Here is a 21284-nt window from a genome sequence, read left to right as displayed (position 1 = left end):
CCAACCTCGAAAGGATTAAACGGGATCGCATTTTTTTCTAAAAAAAATACAATTCACACCTACGCCTAATTTCCATACACCACATTTATCCCTTAGAACAAGGGATTTAGTAACATTAATAAAGGGAAAATATCTTTCAAATTTTCTCTTAAAATCTTTTTTCCGCGAGCCTTTTGTGCTTTTACAGTATTAACACTCAATCCAAGTTCTTGTGCAGCACTTTCATTATCCAACCCCTGAAAATAACAAAGCTGAAAGACCTTCCGGCATTCCTCCGGTAATTTTTCAACAGCAGCGGCCAACTCCCTATGGATTTCAGTCAAAATAATACTTTCCTCAAGATCCTCAGTCTGTTCTTCATGAGCTAACGAAGCAATATACCGATCTTTCGAACGAGTACTACGGATATAATTTAAACAAGAGTTTCGAATAGATAAATACAAGAAATTTTTCAAATGGACTTCGGATTGAAAAAGCATCTTTTTCTCCAACAGAGCGATAAAAACATCTTGTACAAGATCCTCTATCACCTCCTCGTTTTTCAAGAACTGGGAAGCGAAATAACAAAGAGAACCGTAATACTCTTTGAATATTACCTCAATATTGTTAACTTGACCTTGTACACCAGTAATCTCTCGCTTTTCCATTCTATCAATTTTATTGATGAAATAAAAACTGATAAAGAAATTAAATTCAACGACACCACGCCACCCAATAACATTTAATAAAAAATAAATATTGCTAATTAAACACTATTCATATTTTGCTAAAGTCCTAATTAGTTTAGGAATATCCGTGTTATCCAAACGCCCATTAAACCGTTCCGCACCAACCCCGATAGCATATACCGGAACAACTCCCGCCGAATGTCCTCCGCTGGCCCAGCTAATTTTGGCAAGACGATTCAGTATATTGATGGACAATTGAGCGATCGGCTCATTCTCCGAATACAAATTTTTAACCATTTCAACGGTCTTGCCCGAAAATGTTTCTCGATAACAATTCTTCAAGGTCTGTTCATCTTCCGCCGATAAATTTACGGTATTCCAGAAACCTAAATTCTTCGCCAGAACCTCCTGCACATCCTCCCACGCCACCTGATTACTCTTCATATCTCGTAATTCCCGAATCTCACGAGTCAATTTCTCCAGAGACACCCTCTGATTCTCCAATACCCGAAGATTCAATTGATACGAGCCTGTCCCGAGAACGATGCCTCCCGTCTCGTGATCGGCAGTAACCACGATCAACGTCTCATCCGGATGTTTCAAATAAAACTCGTATGCTTTTTGTACCGCATCAGCAAAATCTTCCACTTCTCGAAAAGCCGTGGCAGCATCATTCACATGACAAGCATAATCAATCAAACCACCTTCCACCATCAGGAAAAACCCCTGTTTTCCCCGACTCAAAAAATCTATCGCCCCTTCCGTCATCTGACTTAACGTGAAATCATCTTCTTCCCGATCTATCGCATATGACAACGTCGTCTGAGCCCCACCCTGAATGACCACCAGTTTAGAGGTCTCGACCATCTTTTCCCGAAACATCTCGTTTCCCCGGACAACCAAATATCCCGACTCATGCAACAAATCAAAAAGATTCGTGGAATCTTTCGGGGATACGGATTGAATAATACCTCCTCCGCCATATAAATCAAACCCGGCCTCGATGGCATCTTTCCCCAACTCGAAATACATCGTCCGCCGGGGCTGATGCCCGTAAAACGCCGCCGGAGTGGCATGATTCATCCCGACACTGGTAATGATTCCCACTTTACGTCCGGCTTCTTTTGCCTGTACGGCAATACTATATAAAGGCTCCTTCTGTTCCTTATCCATCCCGATCGTGTTATTCTTTGTCTTCACCCCGGTAGCCAAAGCAGTTCCGGCGGCAGCGGAGCAAGTAACACCATGATAAGAAGAATAAGTCGTTGCGTAATTACGAACCGGGAAACTGGCAAAATTCAGCCCTTTCACCCCGATAACGCTATCTCGTTCGGCCAGATACATTTCTGTCCCGTTCACCTGGTTCACGCCCATGCCATCACCGATAAAATAGAACACGTACTTTACCTGCCGGGACTCACTACAACTTTCGAAAAGGAAAACCAATACTCCAACAAGCCAAATAAATAACAACTTTCTCATCCTCTTACATTTTATTCCTCAAAACTAGGCATAAAGAAACAAAAAGCCAAACACAACAATCATTATTTCCTTTCCATTGGAACTCCACCAGTAATACACTATATTACAATATCTTATCATGCAAACGTATGCACGATTTTATGTTTTATAAGATGTTTTTTATCCAAAACAAATGTGTTAATTTTGCCCGACTTTAAAACAAAGACAAGGTATTTAACAATATATCAACAAAAAAACAAAAACAATGATTTACTCACATGAAGTACAACACATGTGTGTTGTGAAAAAAGGACCGAATCACGGTCCGGCACCCATCCCGGAAGAAGGGAAATGGGTTCGTTCCAAAGAGATCAAGGACATTTCAGGATTGACTCACGGTATCGGCTGGTGTGCCCCACAACAGGGAGCTTGTAAATTGACCTTGAACATCAAGGACGGGATTATCGAAGAAGCATTGATCGAGACGATCGGTTGCTCCGGAATGACCCACTCCGCAGCTATGGCCTCCGAGATTTTACCGGGCAAAACTTTACTGGAAGCCTTGAACACGGACCTCGTTTGTGATGCCATCAACACAGCTATGCGCGAACTCTTCCTGCAAATCGTTTACGGCCGTAGCCAAAGCGCTTTCTCGGAAGGCGGACTTCCCATCGGGGCCAGCCTCGAAGACTTGGGTAAAGGCATGAGAAGTCAAGTAGGAACCATGTTCGGAACCAAAGCCAAAGGTACCCGTTACCTCGAAATGGCCGAAGGTTATGTAACCCGCATGGGTCTTGATGAAGACGGAGAAGTCATCGGTTACGAATTCATCCACTTGGGTAAATTCACCGATATGTTGAAAAAAGGTATTGATCCCAAAGAAGCTGTCGAAAAAGCTACAGGATCATACGGTCGTTTCGCGGATGCAGTAAAATACATCGATCCGCGTCAAGAATAAAACAATTTAGTGATTTACGATTTATGATTAAGTGATAATCACCTAATCAAAAAATCTGAAATCACAAAAGTCGCCCGCGACTTTGTAATCATTAAATCTAAAATTAATTATGGCTTTATTTGAAAGTTACGACCGTCGGATTAATCAAATTAACACGGTTCTAAATAATTACGGAATAAAAGACATTGAAGAGGCAAAAGCCATCTGTGATGCCAAGGGGATCGACCCGTACAAAATGTGTAAAGATATTCAACCCATAGCGTTCGAGAATGCAGCTTGGGCTTATGTAGTCGGTGCAGCTATCGCTATTAAAAAAGGATGCAAAAAAGCGGCTGAAGCCGCCGAAGCTATCGGAGAAGGTTTGCAGTCATTCTGTATCCCGGGATCTGTTGCCGCCGATCGTAAAGTGGGTTTAGGCCACGGAAACCTGGCAGCCATGTTGCTTCGTGAAGAAACCAAATGCTTTGCATTCCTTGCCGGACATGAATCGTTCGCCGCGGCAGAAGGTGCAATCGGTATCGCAAAATCAGCAAACAAAGTACGTCAACAACCGTTGAAAGTAATCTTAAACGGTTTGGGTAAAGACGCTGCCATGATCATCTCCCGCATCAACGGCTTCACTTACGTGCAAACCGAATTCGACTACTACACCGGAGAACTGAAAATCGTGAAAGAAAAAGCATATTCTAAAGGCGAACGTGCCCAAGTAAGATGCTACGGGGCTGACGATGTTCGGGAAGGCGTAGCTATCATGCGTCACGAGGGTGTGGACGTTTCCATCACCGGAAACTCAACCAACCCGACTCGTTTCCAACATCCGGTTGCCGGAACCTACAAAAAAGAGTGTATGGAAACCGGAAGAAAATACTTCTCTGTTGCCTCCGGTGGTGGTACCGGACGAACCCTTCACCCGGACAACATGGCAGCTGGTCCTGCTAGTTACGGGTTCACCGACACGCTTGGTCGTATGCATGGAGACGCACAGTTTGCAGGCTCTTCTTCTGTTCCCGCACACGTGGAGATGATGGGATTCCTTGGAATGGGTAACAACCCGATGGTTGGTGCTACCGTTGCTGTTGCTGTTTCTATCGAGGAAGCAATGAAATAGTGTTGAGACATCACTTCATAAAAAATCCAGGATTTCAGTCCTGGATTTTTTTATGCTACAACCACCCTCTTATGTTTCCACCGTCGGTGTGACCACAACCAATAAGCAGGTTCCTCCCGAATAAAACGTTCCAGCATTTGAATATGCATTCGCGTCAATTCCCCCGGTTCCAGACTTTTCGGATCAGAACACAGGTCGTAAAACTCGGCATGATAATAACCTCGTTTCACTTTACGCATATTCACGAAAACCACCGGCTGATTCAACTTTCGGGCGATCTTTTCCGTACCCTCCAGCACGGCCGTATCTTGATTCAAGAAACGAGTCCAGAAATTAAGAGAATGTTTATTAGGAGTCTGGTCTCCGATAAACCCGGTCATCGTAATCTTCCCCTCTTGCTGATTCTTCAACATAACCCGTAGCGTATCCGCTTTAGCTAAAGGCGTCGCCCCGAAACGGCCTCTAATCTTACAAGTCATCCGGTCAAAGACCTTATTATGTATCGGTTTATAAATCGGGATCAACTCTATATCCTTCTCCCACAACTTGTATGAATACATCATCTCCCAGTTCCCATAGTGGCCGGAAAAAGCGATCACGCTACGTCCTTGTTCAAAATAGCGGTGTGGTACATCCATATTCACCATGACACAACGTTTTTTTAGCTCTTTCTCCGAGATATGCCACAATTTATAAAACTCGGCAAAAGTATCACACAAATGGCGGTAGTACTTCCGGGCAATCTGCCTCCGTTCCTCTTCGCTCTTCTCCGGAAAAGAATTCCGTAAATTCATATCGACAATCTTCCGACGATACCGAACACCATAAAACAAAATAACGAACAACACATCCGTCACCAAATACATCACGGGCAGAGGTAAAAAACTAGCCACCCACAACATTCCATATCCCAAATACGAACATACATTTACAAATAATTTCATCTAAAAAGTATAAATTTCACACGCATTTTAGACTTGATTCCTACGCCAAGTCAATCAAAGATAATACAATTATCAGCCATTCGACGAAAATGATCCAACATTTATACTTTTTCTACACAAATTGCATTCTAAAGCCCCCGTTCATGCTTTAAGCTCTACATCAAAAAACAATATCAAGATCGATTCCCTTGTTACTCGTTCAAGTCAAGGAACAGTAAATGTGGGTCATACCACCCGATAATAAACAAAGAAATATTCCATCCCACTGTTTTCTTCCGGCAAACCATCACCGCCTTTCTAAACTGCGCCCCCAATATATCAAAAAATAGACTTCTAGGACATCCCCTTTTTAATCCCAATTAATACCTAAATCCTTTATTACAAGTTGATCACTACCTGATGAATACCGTCATGAACCTTATAGATACCTTATAGAAACCTTATATGAACCTTATATATAATAAGGTTCATAAAGTATTTTTATAATTTAAGAAGAATATATCTTACGTATTTCATCTAGTAGTCATCACCTATTTATCACGAAATAACTATTGTACTCGTCAGTACCTGTTTTCGATCTCTTCGCATTTTTCCACGGAACCATTGCATAAGAGCCTATTAATAGTTAATTTTGTACATAATAAACCTCTTATAATCATGGAATCACGCGAAATCCTTGAACAAAAATACCAAGCTTTACCACCCGAGATCAAATATATCGTGGAATTACTAGCCTATTCCTGTTGTCCTATTTCCAAAAGTACACTGGAACGGCTTGAATTACCTTTCGAAAAATCCAAATCAAAACGCCGAGCAATCATCCTCTCGTTAAAAGATTATCCCGAGATTATCTGGCCTAGCAAAAATATACTAGACTCCTACTACGTGCTGGAACCTCACCTTTCCCTTCACCTCTTGCTTCAGCTAGACAAGCAGAAGCGAGATTTTAAAAAGGAAATTTGCGATACCAATTTTTGGAACGGGGCGAATTACCTTGGTAAGCGGGTCCGAGACACGTTATTAAAATACTATTATACCCAAACGCCCTTCAGCTATCTTTCCGTCGCGAACCAAAATATTCACGCCAAATTCTTGCTGGATGCGGCATTGGACATGCCGGAATTTAGCGGAATTGAACATTTTTTCCCGATAACAAAGTTCCTGGAAACCTTCGAAACAGAAGTCGACATGATGGATGAAACGTTAGAGCTTCCTCCAAATTTCGAACACACGTATCAACGCACGATTTCATACATCGGGCTCAACCCGCCATATCTAGAAAAACTGGAAAAAACATTTGCCAGAATCAACGCCCTGTTACCCGGTGACTTAAGTCGTATCCCGGGAGAAAACGCGGTAAATGCCGAGGGATATTATTTACAAGGGATGTACCATCTGTATAAAGAAGACTACCCGCTAGCGATCAAACACTTCGAGGCCGGCATGAAACTCGCGAAGACGGATATACCACAGTGGCCTTTCTACAACTACGGGTACGCCATAGCACTCATGCTGGATAAATCGGAGCAAAGCAACAAACGTATAACCGTGTTGAGTAAGAAAAAATCCATGCAGGAGGAAGAAGCTTTCTCGGCCGCATTATTATTCATGATACATAAAAACACTCCGGCAGAGGAACTGCACGACACGATTCGGTTACGAGACATCATGTTCTCAACATCTCTCGTCCGGTTGTTAGTACATACGATTCTCCAGCATCACGATCTAGCACTCTCGTCCTTTGGCACAAACAAACATTTATTTGTCCCAGAATTGCAGAAGAACGGGTGGGACCTGCTCTTACTGGAAACTTCCGCACCCTATCCCGAATTGCAGGGAACTCGGGTAGAATTAGAAAAAAAGTTGGGCATCACCCCTTTAATCAGCAGGATCAAAGTCATTCCGGAATGGGAAAAAACGCTGGAGTTATTGCTTCCCACGAAAAGGGAAAAAACGGTCGGCACGAAAAGCACTTCGCGAATCGTCTATCTTATCGATCCCAAATATCACCACGTACAACCGACGTTACAACAATCCAAAGATGGAATCACATGGAGCGCGGGAAGGAATATCGCTTTAAAACGATATAGTGATAGGAGTCTCCAAGACATGAGCGAAGTGGATGAAAAAATCGCCCGACTCGTGAAACAAAGCTACTCTTACAATGGCCCCAACTACTATTTAAATGACATGGAAGCCATCGCCTGCCTCACGGGTTACCCGCTGGTGTTCCTCGCTTCCAACCCTCGTATCCCCGTGGAGATCGTGGAAGAAAAGCCAGAACTCGTCATTCGCCAGCAAGCCGACGGGTTCACGATCACGAGCAACGCGGGAGCCCCCGACTCGACCATACTGATCACGTGGGAAACCCAGACACGGGCGAAAGTAATTCACATGACAACGGAACAATACACGATCATCAGCACGCTCCAACGCGTGAAAACTTTCCCGCCGGAGGCTAAAGAACGTCTTTTGGAATTAATCAAGCATCTGAACGGAAATATTGTCGTACATTCCGATCTGATCGGTGATCAAGAACAACTCCCGACAATCAAGGGAGACAGCCGTATCGTCGTGCAACTCCTCCCGATTGGCGATTCCCTGCGGGCTGAACTTTTCTGTAAACCTTTCGGGGAAGTTCCTCCATATTGTAAGCCGGGGAAAGGGGCTAAAAGTGTCACGGGGATCGTGAACGAGGAAAAAAGCCTCGCCACCCGGGACCTTGATGAAGAAAAGAGATTCAAGGATGCCGTTTTAGCGGACGTGGAAAGATTATCGGATGACTACGACGGGGACGCTTACGTGTTCCACTCACCGGAAAGTTGTCTGAACCTACTGGAAACGCTAAAACACCGCAACGAGATAGCTTCCATCGAATGGCCGGAAGGCGTTCGCTACCGGATAAAGCATTACATCACGGGGGATAATTTACATCTCTCGCTCACCGGGCGCAACCAATGGTTTGACCTTGAGGGTGAACTGCGTGTCGGGGAAGAGACAATCATGACGATCAGCGAGTTGCTGCAAGCCTGTCGCCATAGCAAGGGACGTTTCATTCCCATCGGGGACAAGGAGTATCTCTCGCTCACGCAAACCCTGAAGAGACGTTTGGAAGAACTGGAATCCATGTCTGTCGAGGAAAACAACCGTTTCCGGATACAACAATTCGCCTCTCCTGTTTTTGACAACTGGGAAGAAGAAGGAATTCAATTAACCACGGATAAACGGTTCAAGGATTTACAGAAAAAGATCGAGAAGGCCTCCCGCTTAAAACCAGAAATTCCCGTTACGCTGAAGGCCGACCTGCGGGAATACCAGAAAGACGGGTTCGAATGGATGGCCCGCCTCGAAGCCTGGGGAGCCGGAGGATGCCTCGCGGACGATATGGGACTGGGGAAAACGGTTCAAGCCATCACCATGTTGCTACACGTTGCCCGTAAAGGCCCTTCACTCGTCATCTGTCCCGCCTCCGTGTTACCCAACTGGGAACATGAATTACGACGATTTGCCCCCACGTTGAATGTCTTCCGGCTAAACTCGGCCACCGAAAGGCAACAAACCATTACCGCCATGCAACCGGGCGACGTGTTGCTGGCTACATACGGAATGCTTGTCTCGGAAGAAAAGGGGTTGACAGGGAGACCGTGGCAAATGATCGTCTTGGATGAAGCCCACGCGATCAAGAACCGAACAACCAAAATGTCAAAGGCGGCCATGAAGTTACAAGCTGATTTCCGTTTGATTCTTACCGGAACTCCCATTCAGAACCATCTCGGGGAGCTATGGAACCTGTTTCAATTTATCAACCCGGGACTACTCGGCAGTCTCGAACATTTCACAGAACGCTACGTGCAGCCCATCACTCAACTAAAAGATAAATCCCGCCAGAATCAACTGAAACGTTTGTTGTCCCCCTTCCTATTACGACGCACGAAGAATGCCGTTCTGGACGAATTACCCCCGAAAACGGAGATCATCCGGGACGTGGAACTCAGCGAAGCGGAAATGGCCCAGTACGAGTTGTTACGCCGAGAGGCGGAAATGACACTGGCTGACGCAACAAACGGGGACCAACTAAAGATTATCGCGGAAATCACTCGCCTACGGTTAGCCGCCTGTAACATAAACTTAGTCAACAAAGCCTTCACCACGCAGGCCTCCAAGGTGGAAACCTTTTTAAACATCGTCAACGAACTCAAGGCAAACAATCACCGGGCACTCGTGTTCAGCCAGTTCACCTCCCACTTGGCACTTATCCGCCAAGCGCTTGACCAAGCGGGTATTTCCTATTTATACTTGGATGGTAGTACGCCTATCCGTCAGCGGGAGCAACTCGTGGCTCAATTCCAAGAGGGAACATCCCTACTGTTTCTCATCAGCCTCAAAGCGGGGGGATTGGGACTGAATCTCACGGCAGCCGACTTCGTGATCCACATGGACCCGTGGTGGAACCCCGCCGTCGAGGATCAAGCCTCAGACCGGACCTACCGGATCGGCCAGACCCGCCCGGTAACGATCTACCGCCTGATTGCCAAGGGTACTATCGAAGAGAAAATCATCCGCCTGCATCACACGAAAAAAGATCTCGCCGATTCCTTACTCGAAGGTACGGATCTTTCACACAAGCTGACACGGGAAGAGATTCTGGAGCTGTTAGGCAGGAGTAGGTCATGACCATAAAATAGAGCTGTCCCCCAAAGTCATTTTATTGAAAAAACTCCTCCGTCACTTCGTGCCACCTCCTCTATAAACAGAGGAGGAGCTGGTGACTCTTCCCGAAAACAGGGAGGATTTCAGCTCTCCCTCTGTTTATAGAGGGAAATCGGCGAGTAAGCGAGAACAGACAGAGAGTTTACTCGTTGTCTGTCGAGCGAGAGCCGATTCGAGACGGCTTGCAGGCTCAATACCCCGAAGGGGGGAGGGAGTTTGAAAAATGACTTTGGGGGACACCCCTTATTCCCTATTTTATCCCTCTACTATTTTTTGAATATCTTTTCTAATTCTCGATCAAGCCCAGCCGAGTCTCCAACATATTTCACCACGATCTTTCCCTCCGGATCAATCAAAATTTTAGTCGGAATTGCTGAAATATCATACATCTCGTTGAGTTGTTTTTGCTGGTCCCGTTTTTCGTAAATATTCATTTGTGGCCAGTCTATTTTATCTTCTTGGGCAGCTTTTTTAATGACCTCATCCTTACGGTCCGAAGCAATTCCCAGAAGAACAAAATTTTCACCCTTGTATTTTTGATTAATTTGAATCAGATGGGGATGACTTTTCCGGCAAGGTACACACCAAGAGGCCCAGAAATCCAATAACACGTATTTTCCCCTGTAATCTGCCAAATGAATATCTTCGCCCGTGTAAATATTCTTCAACGTGAAATCAGGAGCCGGAGCTCCGGGAGCCAAAGCCGTTCTAACCCGAATCAATTCCGCAAGTTTCTTTCCGGCTTCAGATTGTTGCACCTCGTTTGAAAACCGATCATATTGTTGTTTCAATTCCCCCGCAGTCTTACTAGTCAAACCGGAATTCAAGTATAACCACATAGCGTATTCCCGATTCGGGTGAGAAGTAATCCACTCCGTTGTACGTTGAGAAATTCGTGCCCGCAAAGCATTTTGTTGCTCGAAAACATCCATCTTGGCCACCGAATCATCGGCCAACACGGCATCATTCAACGCATCGTGTAAAACATTTATCTCTTTCAGCTCTTTCAGATTCAGACGTTGTAATTCCATCATCCCTTGGTTAAATTCATCCTCGCTTACCACCTCCACGAAAGGAAAATCTTTCTGGTCACCTTGAATCTCAATTTGGGCCCCGGGACTGACAAAAAAGGTCAAATCAAATTTCCCGGACAAAATCATTCCCCTTTTCCCTTTCCATTTCGCCCGACTTGCTTCCTGCTCTTTTTGGGATAAACGCATAAACGTCAGTTGTTGCCGTTGATCCGCTTTCCCGGAGTACACGAACTCACCGTTCTCCACTTTCAAGGTATCAAACTTGGAATTTCCACCCTGCCTGTCCAAAACGATAATTTTTATATCTTCACTCATCCCGGATAATTTCCCTTTCACCGTGTAACTATCCGTCTGCCCCATCATTTGCTGTATTCCACAAAACAAGCAAATGAATCCGATCAATACTATTCTTTTCATCATATTTCAGTTCATGTCACGACTAACTATCAATTATTATCCACCCATCCGCTGTTAAAGCTCATCACCTTAGGCGGGATCCGGTAAGTCAACCGATCTTCGGTCAACGTGTAGGTTTGTTCACCCACTTTATGGGTATAATTTTTCTTATCATCTTGGAAAAGCGGATCATTCCACAAGCGGCGGATGTCGAACCAGCGCATTCCACTCATCATGAATTCACGTGTTCTTTCCTCCAACACGAAACGAATCAATTTTTCTTTACTATTCACGCTTGCCGGGATAGCGGCCTCTGCTGCCGGCATCCTCTTTTCTCTCAGTGTCAGTAAATCCGCTCTCGCTCCTGTTTCGTCCCCCGTACGAGCCTTACATTCTGCCAGCATCAAGTACAAATCCGGGAGATCGCCACAAACGGTAAACATATAGCGACATACTCTCTTCGAATAAGGCCATTGAGTTACCCCGGTATAATCCTTGTCACTGAAAAACTTCGCCCGATGGTCATTCTTCGAGTACAAAGCCATGTATTCCGGTTTCACGTACACTTGCGGGGGATACAGGAATAAGGTAATCGGCAGGATGCTTACCTGTTTGTTGTATATCAATTCATTATTATCTTCACTCAAGTTGATCGGATAAGTACACGACATTCCCCATTTATTGGAAGCTCCCGTGTAACCCCAATTATAAATCTCTTGGTTATAATCAAACAATTCCAAGATAATGGATGAATTTTGAGTTCCCTCGTAGGCAATTTCCAATGCCTCCAAAGCTTTACCGTATTCACCCATTGCCATATACACTTTACCTAACATGAAATAACCGGCGGCACGATACACCCGCTGACGATGTTGAGTCTGTAACGGTAAATCGGGACAAGCTTCTTCCAGTTCTTTGGTAACAAAATCATACACGTCTTTTACCGTTCCCCGGGAGAAAGAGGTCTCCCCTGAATTAGCCTTTGTCACGACAGGCACACCGGGATCAGTTGCTGCCGTCGCTTCTTGATAAGGTTTACAGAAGAATTGGGTCAGATAAAAATGCATGAATGCACGTCCCACCCTGGCCTCGGCCAAAAGCTCCTTTTTCTTTTGGGTTGTTCCGTCCTCGGCATCCATCACACCGTTGGCGATAACATTGTATAAATAAATCTGCTGATAGGCTGCACTCCACTCGGCACTGTAATCTTCTTCCAAGAATATATCCGGATCATACGTGTATGCCGCCCGGGCCGAACGTCCCATATTAGTGTATGAAGCCTCATCCGTGATCAATTCGTCCGTCATGTAAATAAAATATATCTCGGACTGCTGTGCGGTAATAGAACCGTTTTCATTTACTTTTGAAAAGATCAGGTTTGACAGGATCGTGTTGTTGAACAACCCGTCATAATGAGCAATCTTTTCCGGAATATCCTTCCCTTTAGGCTTCACATCGAGGAAATCATCGCACCCGCAAAGCAAAAGCCCCCATATCAGAAAAAATATATTGTATCTCGTTTTCATATCTTTTCGCATTATATTATTACTTAAAATTAACTGTTAATCCAATCGACCAAGAGGGTCCGAACTGGGTTGCCCGCACGCCATTTCGTAGATTCATTGCCTCCGGGTCTATACCTTGATGGTTGGCCGCCCAGTAGAATAAATTGGATACTTGAAAACGTATTTTGATATTTTCTGCCGACAGACGATCACAGATTCCACTAGGTAAAGCATAGGCCAAGGATAGATTACGCAATTTTATGTACGACGCATCCAGCACCTGTTGATCCGAGAAACGATAGAGACTTATATCCCGACGAGTAGTTGAAGTCTTCGTGTTCGCCTCGTAAGAAGGAATATCTGTAATATTTTCATCCCCGGGTTGACGCCACCGTTTGTCGAAATCCTTGTGCAAGTTCGAGGTGATACGTCCGGCATAAAATTGATTGACATCATTCCGCATTTTATGTCCCAAGTTATAAACAAACATACATGACAATTCTATCCCCTTGTAGCTAAACGTGTTTGTCAAACCTCCATACCAGGGAGCCTGCATGGTTCCCATGTAGCGCATACATTTCAAATCGGTAAGGTCCTGTGTCAGTTTCACCTTCTCCCCGTTCTCATCGTACACTTGCGGGTCTCCCATATTATCCAAACCTGCCCAGCGATAAGCAAATAAACTACCGGCGGCATATCCCTCTACATAGTTTTCATAGATAATGCTGGAAGGAGATAAGGCATTTGCAACAGATAACTCTTCAATCTTGTTTTTATTGTAAGTCAAGGTAAAATTCGTTGACCAGTTAAACACTCCACTCATATTCTGACTATTCAACGAGAATTCAAATCCCTTATTCGTCATCGTTCCCAAGTTTGCTAAGGCGTTCACCCAACCCGTAACAGGATTCAATGGCACGTTACCCAACAAATCGGTCGTTTTTTTGAAATAAGCATCCAAGCTTCCGTTCAAACGTCCTTGTAACACCGAGAAATCCACCCCAGCATTGACGGTCCGGGTTTTTTCCCAAGTCAATTTATCATTGGCAGGAGTCACGACGTTATATCCTTTACCCGGATAGGCTGCATCCTGCGTCACAATCAATACATCATACGGTCCGCCCAAACCCGGATCCGGAGAGTTACCGCCTAAACCGTAACTAAAGCGAAGAACCAAGCGATCCAACCAACTGATGCGCTGCATGAAGTTTTCTTGTCCCAGGGTCCATGCACCACCAACGGACCATACCGGTTTGTATTGAACGCTCGGATCACTCCCGAATAGATTTGACTGGTCCACACGGATACTGGCATTCAGCGTGTACTTGGAATTATAGGTATACGCCCCGTTAGCGTAGAAAGAAACAAAACGATATTCCGTCTCGCTGTCCGTGAAATGTTTCTTTGTCAATTTGTTCACGGCAGACGTTCCTTGTTTTAAAATCGGATTCTTGATCCCATTCTTTATTAACTCGCCCTCGTCATAAGAATTATACGTCATTGTCTGCGGGTCATATCCCCTAGAGAAGGTGCCATGACTATTGGTCAAGGTTCCTCGAACCTCCATTCCGGCAAGACCGGTCACGTGAGAGGCGCTCTCTTCAAAGTTCCGATCATACATTAACTGGTTACGTACAGTCCAGTCCGTGTTATACGTCGAGGTATTCGTATAATGACCTCCGGTTTCCGGCAAATAGAACGTGGGTACCCCGTTCTCTGTCGTGGCAGCTTGAGCAAATTCCACTAATTCCCGACGCACGGAGAAGGATTCTTGGTCATTAAATTGTTCGGCTTTACCTTCGCTGCGTTGGTATTGGAAACGACCGCTATAACTCAAGCCCTTCCACAATTTGATTTCAATTCCGGCATTCACCCGGGCATTCAGAAGTGTCGATTTATTGAATCCATCCCGATTATCTTCCAAAGGAATATAATCCAGACTAACTCCACTTAAATTCTCGTAATTCAAGCGATCTGGCTCGTAAAAATTCAACACGGAATGAGAAAGAGCATTTCCATTCTCGTCCTTGAACATCATATAAGGTAATATGCTATTATTCACCGAATACATCGATTTGTTTTTTTTGTCCGTCATGGCCAAATTGACCGTCAAATCAATTTTCAACCAATCGGTGAAATTAAAATCCTGCTTCAAGTTTAGCATGTATTTATTTGTCCGCACTTTATCGTTGGTCTGATCATTACCGAAACCCAAGGATCCGTAATAACGATGTACCCCGCTTCCCCCCATGAAGGAAAGGCTATGATTGGTGAAAAAAGCCGGTTGCATGAACAAATCTTCAATTTGCGAACGATTATTCAAAGAGGCCAGTCTCGCAAGTTCCTCATCCCTTTCGGCTTCGGTATACTCCTTATTGACAGCCTTGTACATCGGGAGTTCGTGAGGATACACGATCGGGAGGAATCCGCTAATACCATTGTTGGTTGTCGTTACCGCATTCCAAGTATAAAATTCCGGATCAAATATTTCTGTCGCACTTTTGATTAACGTGCCGCTTGACATATACTGCATATAACCAAAATCAGGCATTCCTTTATAAGTAAAGGAGCCGTCATAACTGATCTTAATCTTCCGATCGGTATCTTTACCTTTTTTCGTCGTGATCACGACAACACCGTTAGCCGCCCGGGCTCCCCAGATAGATGCTGCCGTTGCATCTTTCAAAAACGTGATGTTTTCAATGTCATTGCTATTTACCATGTTCTCGAAATTTTCGGAACTCATGGCCACCCCGTCAACCACGAACAACGGGCTCCGGTTGGATGAAATGGAAGTTAATCCCCGGATCAAGTATTTATCCTGTCCGTCGGCATAGTTGATATTCAAACCGGAAGTCAATCCCTCCATACTTTCCAACACGCTACCGGTCAATCCAACACGCTCTTTAATCTCGCTACCGGAAACAATACCGAAAGAACCGGCATTTCTCTCTTTTGATAGGGTTTGATATCCAGTCACGACCACTTCCTCCATCTGCTCCACGTCTTCTTCCATCACGATGTTCAGTTTTTTACCGGGAGCGTATTTCACCTCTTGTTTTTTCATACCCACGAAAGAGAAGACAAAAGTGACCGTGTCACTTGGAATCTTAATCATAAAATTTCCGTCGATGTCGGTTACCACCCCGTTGTGAGTTCCTTTAATCAACACCGTTACACCCGGAAGTGGCTCTCCTTTTTTATCCTTTACCGTTCCGGAAGCCTGTTTTGTTTCCGGCTTTTTCACCTGACCGCTCTTCGCGAGGATATAAATCACATCCTGTTCGAAGAAATAACGCAACGAGGTGTTGTCAAAAACCTGATCCAACACTTCCCGCACCGTTTTCTTGTCCGCCTTCACGTCAAAAGCTGTCAGATTTTTCACGTGTTCTTCATTATAAATGAAGCGTAACCCAGTCTGTTTCCATATTTCCTGACACAACGTGTTCACGTCACATTGATGCAAATTGAGGGAAACAACTTGCTCCTGCGAGTAACCATTCGCCATGGCCCCGGAAACGAAAAAGAAACAAAAAATCATCAACAGTCTCATAATTTTAAAAGTCTTTGATTTTTTCACGCTGAAAACAGCGCTTTTCCAATTAGATTTCATAACTTTGTTATTAAAGATTATACATTCTGAATAGGTATCCGCTTGCCAATGGACCTATTCATTGATCTTTCAAAAGGTGGAGATGGGGGAAACATCTTCACTTTTTTTATTTACTACTTACTATTACTTTATTTCCTTGTACTTTAAAACGTGCATCTGATATTTTTTCAAAAGAAACAAACAATTCCCGTACGTCCTTGTAACGTTTCAAGTTTCCGGACAATCGTACGTCCTGTAACCCGGCATCTTGGTAAAGTACTTCCAACCCGTACCACCGACTCAATTTATCCATGATCGAGTTCAGAGATTCATTCCGGAAAATGAAATCCCCGTTTTTCCACGACACATAAGCCAATACATCCACATCCTCCACCGTGATTTTACCCGACACTTGATCAAACACGCCTTTCTGGTTAGGTTTCAACAACACCTCTTTTCCTCCTTGATTCATACCCACACTTCCTGTCACCAAAACGGTTTCGATCTTGTTGTAGGTGTTCACGTTAAATTCCGTTCCGTACACTTTGACAGACATATCATCAACCTGTACCAAGAAAGGCTTTTCCTTATTCTTGGAAACTTCAAAATAAGCTTCTCCTTTCAAATAAACGACCCGCTCTTTTCCATTGAATTGTACCGGATAACGTAACTCGGTCTCGGCATTCAGCCACACACGGGTTCCATCGGACAAGGTTAGATTAAATTCTCCTCCTCTCGGAATAACCAAACGGTTCATTACTCTTGCCGTATCCTTGGTTATTCCTCCTTTACCCTCGGCTGACTGGTAGGAGATTCGACCCGTCTCACTCACCACAACAGAAGTTCCATCCTTTTCTTCCAATTGCCGGGAAACATTACCCATCGCCACTTCCTCTCCCGAAGACAACACTAATATGGCCTGTGATTTTCCCGGTTGAATGGTTACCTTTTTTGCCACCTGTACCGGTTTTTCCTCTATCTCTCCCGAATTCCATAATAGCATTCCACCCACACTCAGTAATATCACCACGGCTGCGGCCACGCCATACCAAACTTGAAGAGAGGAGCGCCTTCTCAATTTTTTCCGCAAGACATTGAAATCCGATTTTACCTCCCGGGCATATACGCCCCATTGAAATTCCAGATGTACCCGTTGAAATTCCCGGAAATATTCCTTGTTACGTTCACTCTCTTCGAGCCATGCCTTAACTTCCTCCCGCCCGACATCATCCAACTCATCAAGAAGATACGCCAGTAATTTTTCATCTATTTCGTTTTGCTCTATCATAGTTATAATCCATTTTACAACTATAATACAGCTCAACAACAAAAATCATTGCTCTGAAATCAAACTTTTTTCAAGAAAAAATAAATAGATTGCCAACTCATCCTTATTATCAGCCTGTTGACGGAGTTTTTTTAATGCCCTTACCAAAATACTATTTACCGTGGCAACAGATATTCCCAACTTATCTGCCACATCCTTATATTTCATCCCTTCCAAATATATCTTACGGATCACGTCCTGCGCCCGGGGAGTCAATTTTTCCAGTTCTTCCTCTACACGTCGAAAAACTTCATCCTCAAAGTTATCATACTCATTCCAAGGACTATCGTAGTAAGCCACATCACAAGCCCGGCGCAGAGGATCAATTTTATCTAACTGGTTTAATGCCAGATTACGAATAGAGGTGAACAAGTAAGATTTCAACGTTTCCGGAAGTAATGCGGAATAAGGTTTTTCCCAAAGTTTCACGAAAAAGTCCTGCACAATATCTTCGGCTCGCTGGGTATCATGTAAAAAAGTCGTGGCCCAAACCACCAACGGCTTGTAGTATTCACGAAACAGAAGTTCCATTCCGCCAATCTTCCGCACTTTTAATAACGAGCAAATCTCTTGATCTATCGGACGCATAACTTTTCCACACTTGAACTATACAAATATAGGAGATTTAATTTCCGGAACAAAAGATAATATGAAGTTCTTGTTTCCGTATACAACGAATTAATGCCGCAAAAGTTGCTGAATGAACATCTGTAATAATCTCGGTTCCAGTAACACGGGAAAAATCAAGCCGAACACCGCTCCATAGAAGTGGGCGTTATGATTGATGTTATCACCATCCCGTTTTGCCATGTACTGGCAATAAAGCAAGTAGATGAAACCAAACACAATACCGGGAATCGGAACGATCGCGAAGAAGTAGATCTTATCCCAAGGATGCAAAAATATCGCCGTGAACAAAACAGACGAAACTGCACCGGATGCCCCAATGGAAGAATAGTATTGATTGTTCCGGTATTTCCACACATCATATACCGAGGCTGCCACCATTCCCCCGAAATACAGGATCAAGAAACTGGAACTACCGAATCCCCACGCGACAAACTGGTTCTCCACGTATAACCCGAAAGAGAGAAAGGTAAACATATTCACAATCAAGTGCGTCCAGTCGGCATGGACAAAACCATGAGAAATAATCCGGTACCACTCTCTGGAATGTACCATCCGGTAGGGGTTACACGACAATTTATTGAACAGGGAATAATTATTAAAACAAGCAATTGACACGACAACCGTGACAATAAGTATAACATAAGTCATCATAATCTACTCTAAAAAATAATGTTATTAAATATCCGCCCGGTCCTTCCGTATCTCATCTTGTTTGATGAACGTACTCCGACTCGCGTAAGTTTTGTCATCTCCATGAATATACAGAAGGGTCCCACCTTTAATCGTATCTATAATTTTTTTGCTCACGGCTAACGGCAATGCCGGACATCCCAAGCTACGCCCCAATCGACCACATGACCGAATGGTTGACGGGTCTGCATAAGTCGCCCCGTGTATCACGATCGCCCGCTCTTTCGCCTTGTCATTAATTCCCCGTTCCAAACCGTCCAACACCAAAGAATACCCATTCTTCCCGTAATACGTGTTTTCCGTTTTGTAAAAACCCAACGAGCTCTTGAAAGAGCCTTCCCGGTTGGAAAATGACGTGGCGTATTTCTCCCCGCTATTCCGACCGTGAGCCACGTAAGAAATAAACAGGACCTTTTTCAGTTTCAGATCAATCACGAACAAGCGTTTTTCCGTGGAAGGTTTCGTGAAATCAATCACCGTAAGGATGTCCTTGTCGTGACCACCCATCCGGTTGTACCCCGCAATAGCCCGCTCGAACACCGCGTAATCAATCGTTCCGGCTAACGCCATCTCGTGATAAAGCGCTCGGCTATTCGGTACAGACGACCTCTCTGCCGCTATCCCCGATAGCGATCCCCAACAAATTCCCCCGATAATCAAGATAAGCGATAACGCACGCATAAAGTTATTTTTTCATCAATCAAACACAATTACCAACGTCTTTTCCACCTCCGCCCAATCGTACATGAACTTGGCATGTGATGTCGCATTCCTCACGCACATATGAGACCGGGGTGTCGTTCCGAGCGTCCAGCTATATTCAATCAACTTGTTATCGGGATAATTGACCGGGACCCCATGTAAATAGGCTCCCCCGGTAAACCGACTGGCATAAGGAGCGAAACCTCCTTCCTCGTCTGACCCATCCTTCAAGAAAAGCATCTCCGACAATTTCCGCTGTATAAAATAAATTCCCGGCGGTGTCGGTTGCTGGTAAGGCGGTCGGTTAGCCCCCGTCGTTATCGGATTCATACTTCTCACCAACCAAGTCGCTCCTTCTTGCTCCAAAGTTGCAATATTCTGATTCGTTCGGTCAACAAATATAACTTTTTTAATCGAAAGAGGCCCTATCAGTTTCATGTATTTTTTAGGAACATGCCATATTCCGCCAAATGTTGCCGGGATAACCTGAAAGTAATCGGCACTATCACTGATCACGGAAACATAAGCCCCATCCCGTCCGTAACGCTCCGGTACACGGACATCATCCAAGCGGTAGAGAGGAATTCCCTGGTAACGATTCACCCCGAAAGTATCTTGAATCTGTTTGTATTTATTGGTCACGTACTTTCTCGTGAGAGGTGGCACCCCGTTCGCATTCTTGTAATTCCGCAACATCCCGTACCCGTCATTCCTTTCCTGAAAAGCCTCCAGCGAATCCAAGAACACCGAAATTTTATCCCATTGAAAACGCCTCTCCAGTTTCCCGTATTTATAGGTATCCTGTAACGTATGTTTGTCATATAGCAATTTTTTCTCGATTTTCACGGCAAAACTATTCCAGCCCCACCCCATCAAAAAGAGAATTGTAATATAGTGTCTTAATATCATCATTTTTCATTACCTTTTTAAAAAAGATACGCTGGCAAAGAAAAATGGTTTACATCTGGTATTCAAAATTCATGGTTCCCGAACAAAAATAACAGCGCCCGGCAAGAATTTGCCGGGCGCTGTCACGTTTTTATAATTGAAATGTTGAAAGCAACTTATGCAGGAATCAACCCGGTAATCAGGATCAATACCAACAATCCCAAGATGGCGTACAACTCCGGGAACACGGCCAATACCATCGTGGTTCCGAACACGTTGTAACCACTACCGATTGCCACGATACCGTTAGCACATACCTGAGCTTGACGGATAGCAGAGAAGAAAGCCACTAAACCAAGTCCCAATCCGGCACCGAAGATAGCTGAAGCAGGCCCCCAACCCATATCCACGTTCGTCAAGAAACTACTTAACAGGAAATATCCCACGAAACCATACAATCCCTGAGAGGAAGGCAGCGCAGACAAACCAATATACTGACCCGATGCGGTCGGGTTTTTCTTCAAAGCACCTACCGCGGCATTACCGCAAATAGTAACTCCATACGCACTACCGATTCCTGATAATGCTACCATCAATGCAACACCTAGATAAGCTAATAAAATTGGTTCCATAATTCTAATCTATTTAATTGTTATTTTTATAATCTTTAT

General features: G+C 44.3%; 15 protein-coding genes. 3 read left to right on the top strand and 12 right to left on the bottom strand.

The annotated features are described in order from the left end of the window. Positions 1-92: 92 nt before the first annotated feature. Entirely contained in the window at positions 93-647 is a 555-nt protein-coding gene (locus tag I2I33_RS10455) for an RNA polymerase sigma-70 factor (protein ID WP_087422586.1), read from the bottom strand. A 105-nt stretch (positions 648-752) separates the two neighbouring features. Further along, positions 753-2150 (bottom strand): alkaline phosphatase, encoded by a 1398-nt coding sequence (locus tag I2I33_RS10450; RefSeq protein ID WP_087422585.1) that lies wholly within the window; start codon positions 2148-2150, stop codon positions 753-755. Positions 2151-2394: 244 nt separating this feature from the next. Here I2I33_RS10450 and I2I33_RS10445 point away from each other — a divergent pair, with 244 nt between their 5' ends. Continuing rightward, complete coding sequence (locus I2I33_RS10445) at positions 2395-3087, top strand: iron-sulfur cluster assembly scaffold protein (protein ID WP_027201981.1); 693 nt, start codon at positions 2395-2397, stop codon at positions 3085-3087. Between the two features lie 109 nt (positions 3088-3196). Then, the gene (locus I2I33_RS10440; protein ID WP_087422584.1) at positions 3197-4195 is read left to right on the top strand and encodes a GGGtGRT protein; all 999 of its coding nucleotides are present in this window, start codon (positions 3197-3199) and stop codon (positions 4193-4195) included. A gap of 50 nt (positions 4196-4245) precedes the next feature. Here I2I33_RS10440 and I2I33_RS10435 read toward each other — a convergent pair whose 3' ends face one another. Further along, complete coding sequence (locus tag I2I33_RS10435; RefSeq protein ID WP_087422583.1) at positions 4246-5139, bottom strand: lysophospholipid acyltransferase family protein; 894 nt, start codon at positions 5137-5139, stop codon at positions 4246-4248. Between the two features lie 657 nt (positions 5140-5796). On the opposite strand from I2I33_RS10435, the gene I2I33_RS10430 reads away from it, so the two are divergent. Further along, positions 5797-9813: a DEAD/DEAH box helicase gene (locus I2I33_RS10430; protein WP_087422582.1), complete on the top strand. Its 4017-nt coding sequence runs from the start codon at positions 5797-5799 to the stop codon at positions 9811-9813. A 302-nt stretch (positions 9814-10115) separates the two neighbouring features. Here the strand turns inward: I2I33_RS10430 and I2I33_RS10425 are convergent, their stop codons facing one another. The 9 genes from I2I33_RS10425 to I2I33_RS10385 all read right to left on the bottom strand — a co-directional run bounded on the left by I2I33_RS10425 (position 10116) and on the right by I2I33_RS10385 (position 21245). Further along, a complete protein-coding gene (locus I2I33_RS10425; protein ID WP_195666801.1) occupies positions 10116-11300 on the bottom strand; it encodes a TlpA disulfide reductase family protein in 1185 nt (394 codons plus the stop codon). 29 nt (positions 11301-11329) lie between these two features. Beyond that, complete coding sequence (locus tag I2I33_RS10420) at positions 11330-12805, bottom strand: RagB/SusD family nutrient uptake outer membrane protein (protein ID WP_162613875.1); 1476 nt, start codon at positions 12803-12805, stop codon at positions 11330-11332. A 19-nt stretch (positions 12806-12824) separates the two neighbouring features. Then, on the bottom strand, positions 12825-16397 hold the full coding sequence (locus I2I33_RS10415) for a SusC/RagA family TonB-linked outer membrane protein (protein WP_087422579.1): 3573 nt from the start codon (positions 16395-16397) through the stop codon (positions 12825-12827). 106 nt (positions 16398-16503) lie between these two features. Continuing rightward, positions 16504-17664 carry a FecR domain-containing protein gene (locus I2I33_RS10410; protein WP_087422578.1) on the bottom strand — a complete coding sequence of 387 codons (1161 nt, stop codon included), beginning with the start codon at positions 17662-17664 and terminating at the stop codon, positions 16504-16506. 45 nt (positions 17665-17709) lie between these two features. Next, the gene (locus tag I2I33_RS10405) at positions 17710-18291 is read right to left on the bottom strand and encodes a sigma-70 family RNA polymerase sigma factor (RefSeq protein ID WP_087422577.1); all 582 of its coding nucleotides are present in this window, start codon (positions 18289-18291) and stop codon (positions 17710-17712) included. A 90-nt stretch (positions 18292-18381) separates the two neighbouring features. Then, complete coding sequence (locus I2I33_RS10400) at positions 18382-18984, bottom strand: rhomboid family intramembrane serine protease (RefSeq protein ID WP_087422576.1); 603 nt, start codon at positions 18982-18984, stop codon at positions 18382-18384. 24 nt (positions 18985-19008) lie between these two features. Then, on the bottom strand, positions 19009-19704 hold the full coding sequence (locus I2I33_RS10395; protein ID WP_087422575.1) for a murein L,D-transpeptidase catalytic domain family protein: 696 nt from the start codon (positions 19702-19704) through the stop codon (positions 19009-19011). Between the two features lie 15 nt (positions 19705-19719). Next, a complete protein-coding gene (locus I2I33_RS10390; RefSeq protein ID WP_087422574.1) occupies positions 19720-20637 on the bottom strand; it encodes a L,D-transpeptidase in 918 nt (305 codons plus the stop codon). 152 nt (positions 20638-20789) lie between these two features. Further along, positions 20790-21245, bottom strand: coding sequence for an ATPase (locus tag I2I33_RS10385; RefSeq protein WP_027201691.1), 456 nt, complete (start codon positions 21243-21245; stop codon positions 20790-20792). Positions 21246-21284: the final 39 nt, after the last annotated feature.

This window comes from Butyricimonas sp. BSD2780061689_150309_C8 (assembly GCF_015560935.1).
In the GTDB taxonomy this organism is placed as follows: Bacteria; Bacteroidota; Bacteroidia; order Bacteroidales; family Marinifilaceae; genus Butyricimonas; species Butyricimonas paravirosa.
The sequence above is the reverse complement of the archived record's forward strand: the minus strand, read 5'-3'. Positions and strand labels throughout refer to the sequence as shown.

Coding starts and splice junctions, on each gene's coding strand:
- I2I33_RS10455 (WP_087422586.1), bottom strand. CDS start 647: ATGGAAAAGCGAGAGATTACTGGTGTACAAGGTCAAGTTAACAATATT.
- I2I33_RS10450 (WP_087422585.1), bottom strand. CDS start 2,150: ATGAGAAAGTTGTTATTTATTTGGCTTGTTGGAGTATTGGTTTTCCTT.
- I2I33_RS10445 (WP_027201981.1), top strand. CDS start 2,395: ATGATTTACTCACATGAAGTACAACACATGTGTGTTGTGAAAAAAGGA.
- I2I33_RS10440 (WP_087422584.1), top strand. CDS start 3,197: ATGGCTTTATTTGAAAGTTACGACCGTCGGATTAATCAAATTAACACG.
- I2I33_RS10435 (WP_087422583.1), bottom strand. CDS start 5,139: ATGAAATTATTTGTAAATGTATGTTCGTATTTGGGATATGGAATGTTG.
- I2I33_RS10430 (WP_087422582.1), top strand. CDS start 5,797: ATGGAATCACGCGAAATCCTTGAACAAAAATACCAAGCTTTACCACCC.
- I2I33_RS10425 (WP_195666801.1), bottom strand. CDS start 11,300: ATGAAAAGAATAGTATTGATCGGATTCATTTGCTTGTTTTGTGGAATA.
- I2I33_RS10420 (WP_162613875.1), bottom strand. CDS start 12,805: ATGAAAACGAGATACAATATATTTTTTCTGATATGGGGGCTTTTGCTT.
- I2I33_RS10415 (WP_087422579.1), bottom strand. CDS start 16,397: ATGAAATCTAATTGGAAAAGCGCTGTTTTCAGCGTGAAAAAATCAAAG.
- I2I33_RS10410 (WP_087422578.1), bottom strand. CDS start 17,664: ATGATAGAGCAAAACGAAATAGATGAAAAATTACTGGCGTATCTTCTT.
- I2I33_RS10405 (WP_087422577.1), bottom strand. CDS start 18,291: ATGCGTCCGATAGATCAAGAGATTTGCTCGTTATTAAAAGTGCGGAAG.
- I2I33_RS10400 (WP_087422576.1), bottom strand. CDS start 18,984: ATGATGACTTATGTTATACTTATTGTCACGGTTGTCGTGTCAATTGCT.
- I2I33_RS10395 (WP_087422575.1), bottom strand. CDS start 19,704: ATGCGTGCGTTATCGCTTATCTTGATTATCGGGGGAATTTGTTGGGGA.
- I2I33_RS10390 (WP_087422574.1), bottom strand. CDS start 20,637: ATGATGATATTAAGACACTATATTACAATTCTCTTTTTGATGGGGTGG.
- I2I33_RS10385 (WP_027201691.1), bottom strand. CDS start 21,245: ATGGAACCAATTTTATTAGCTTATCTAGGTGTTGCATTGATGGTAGCA.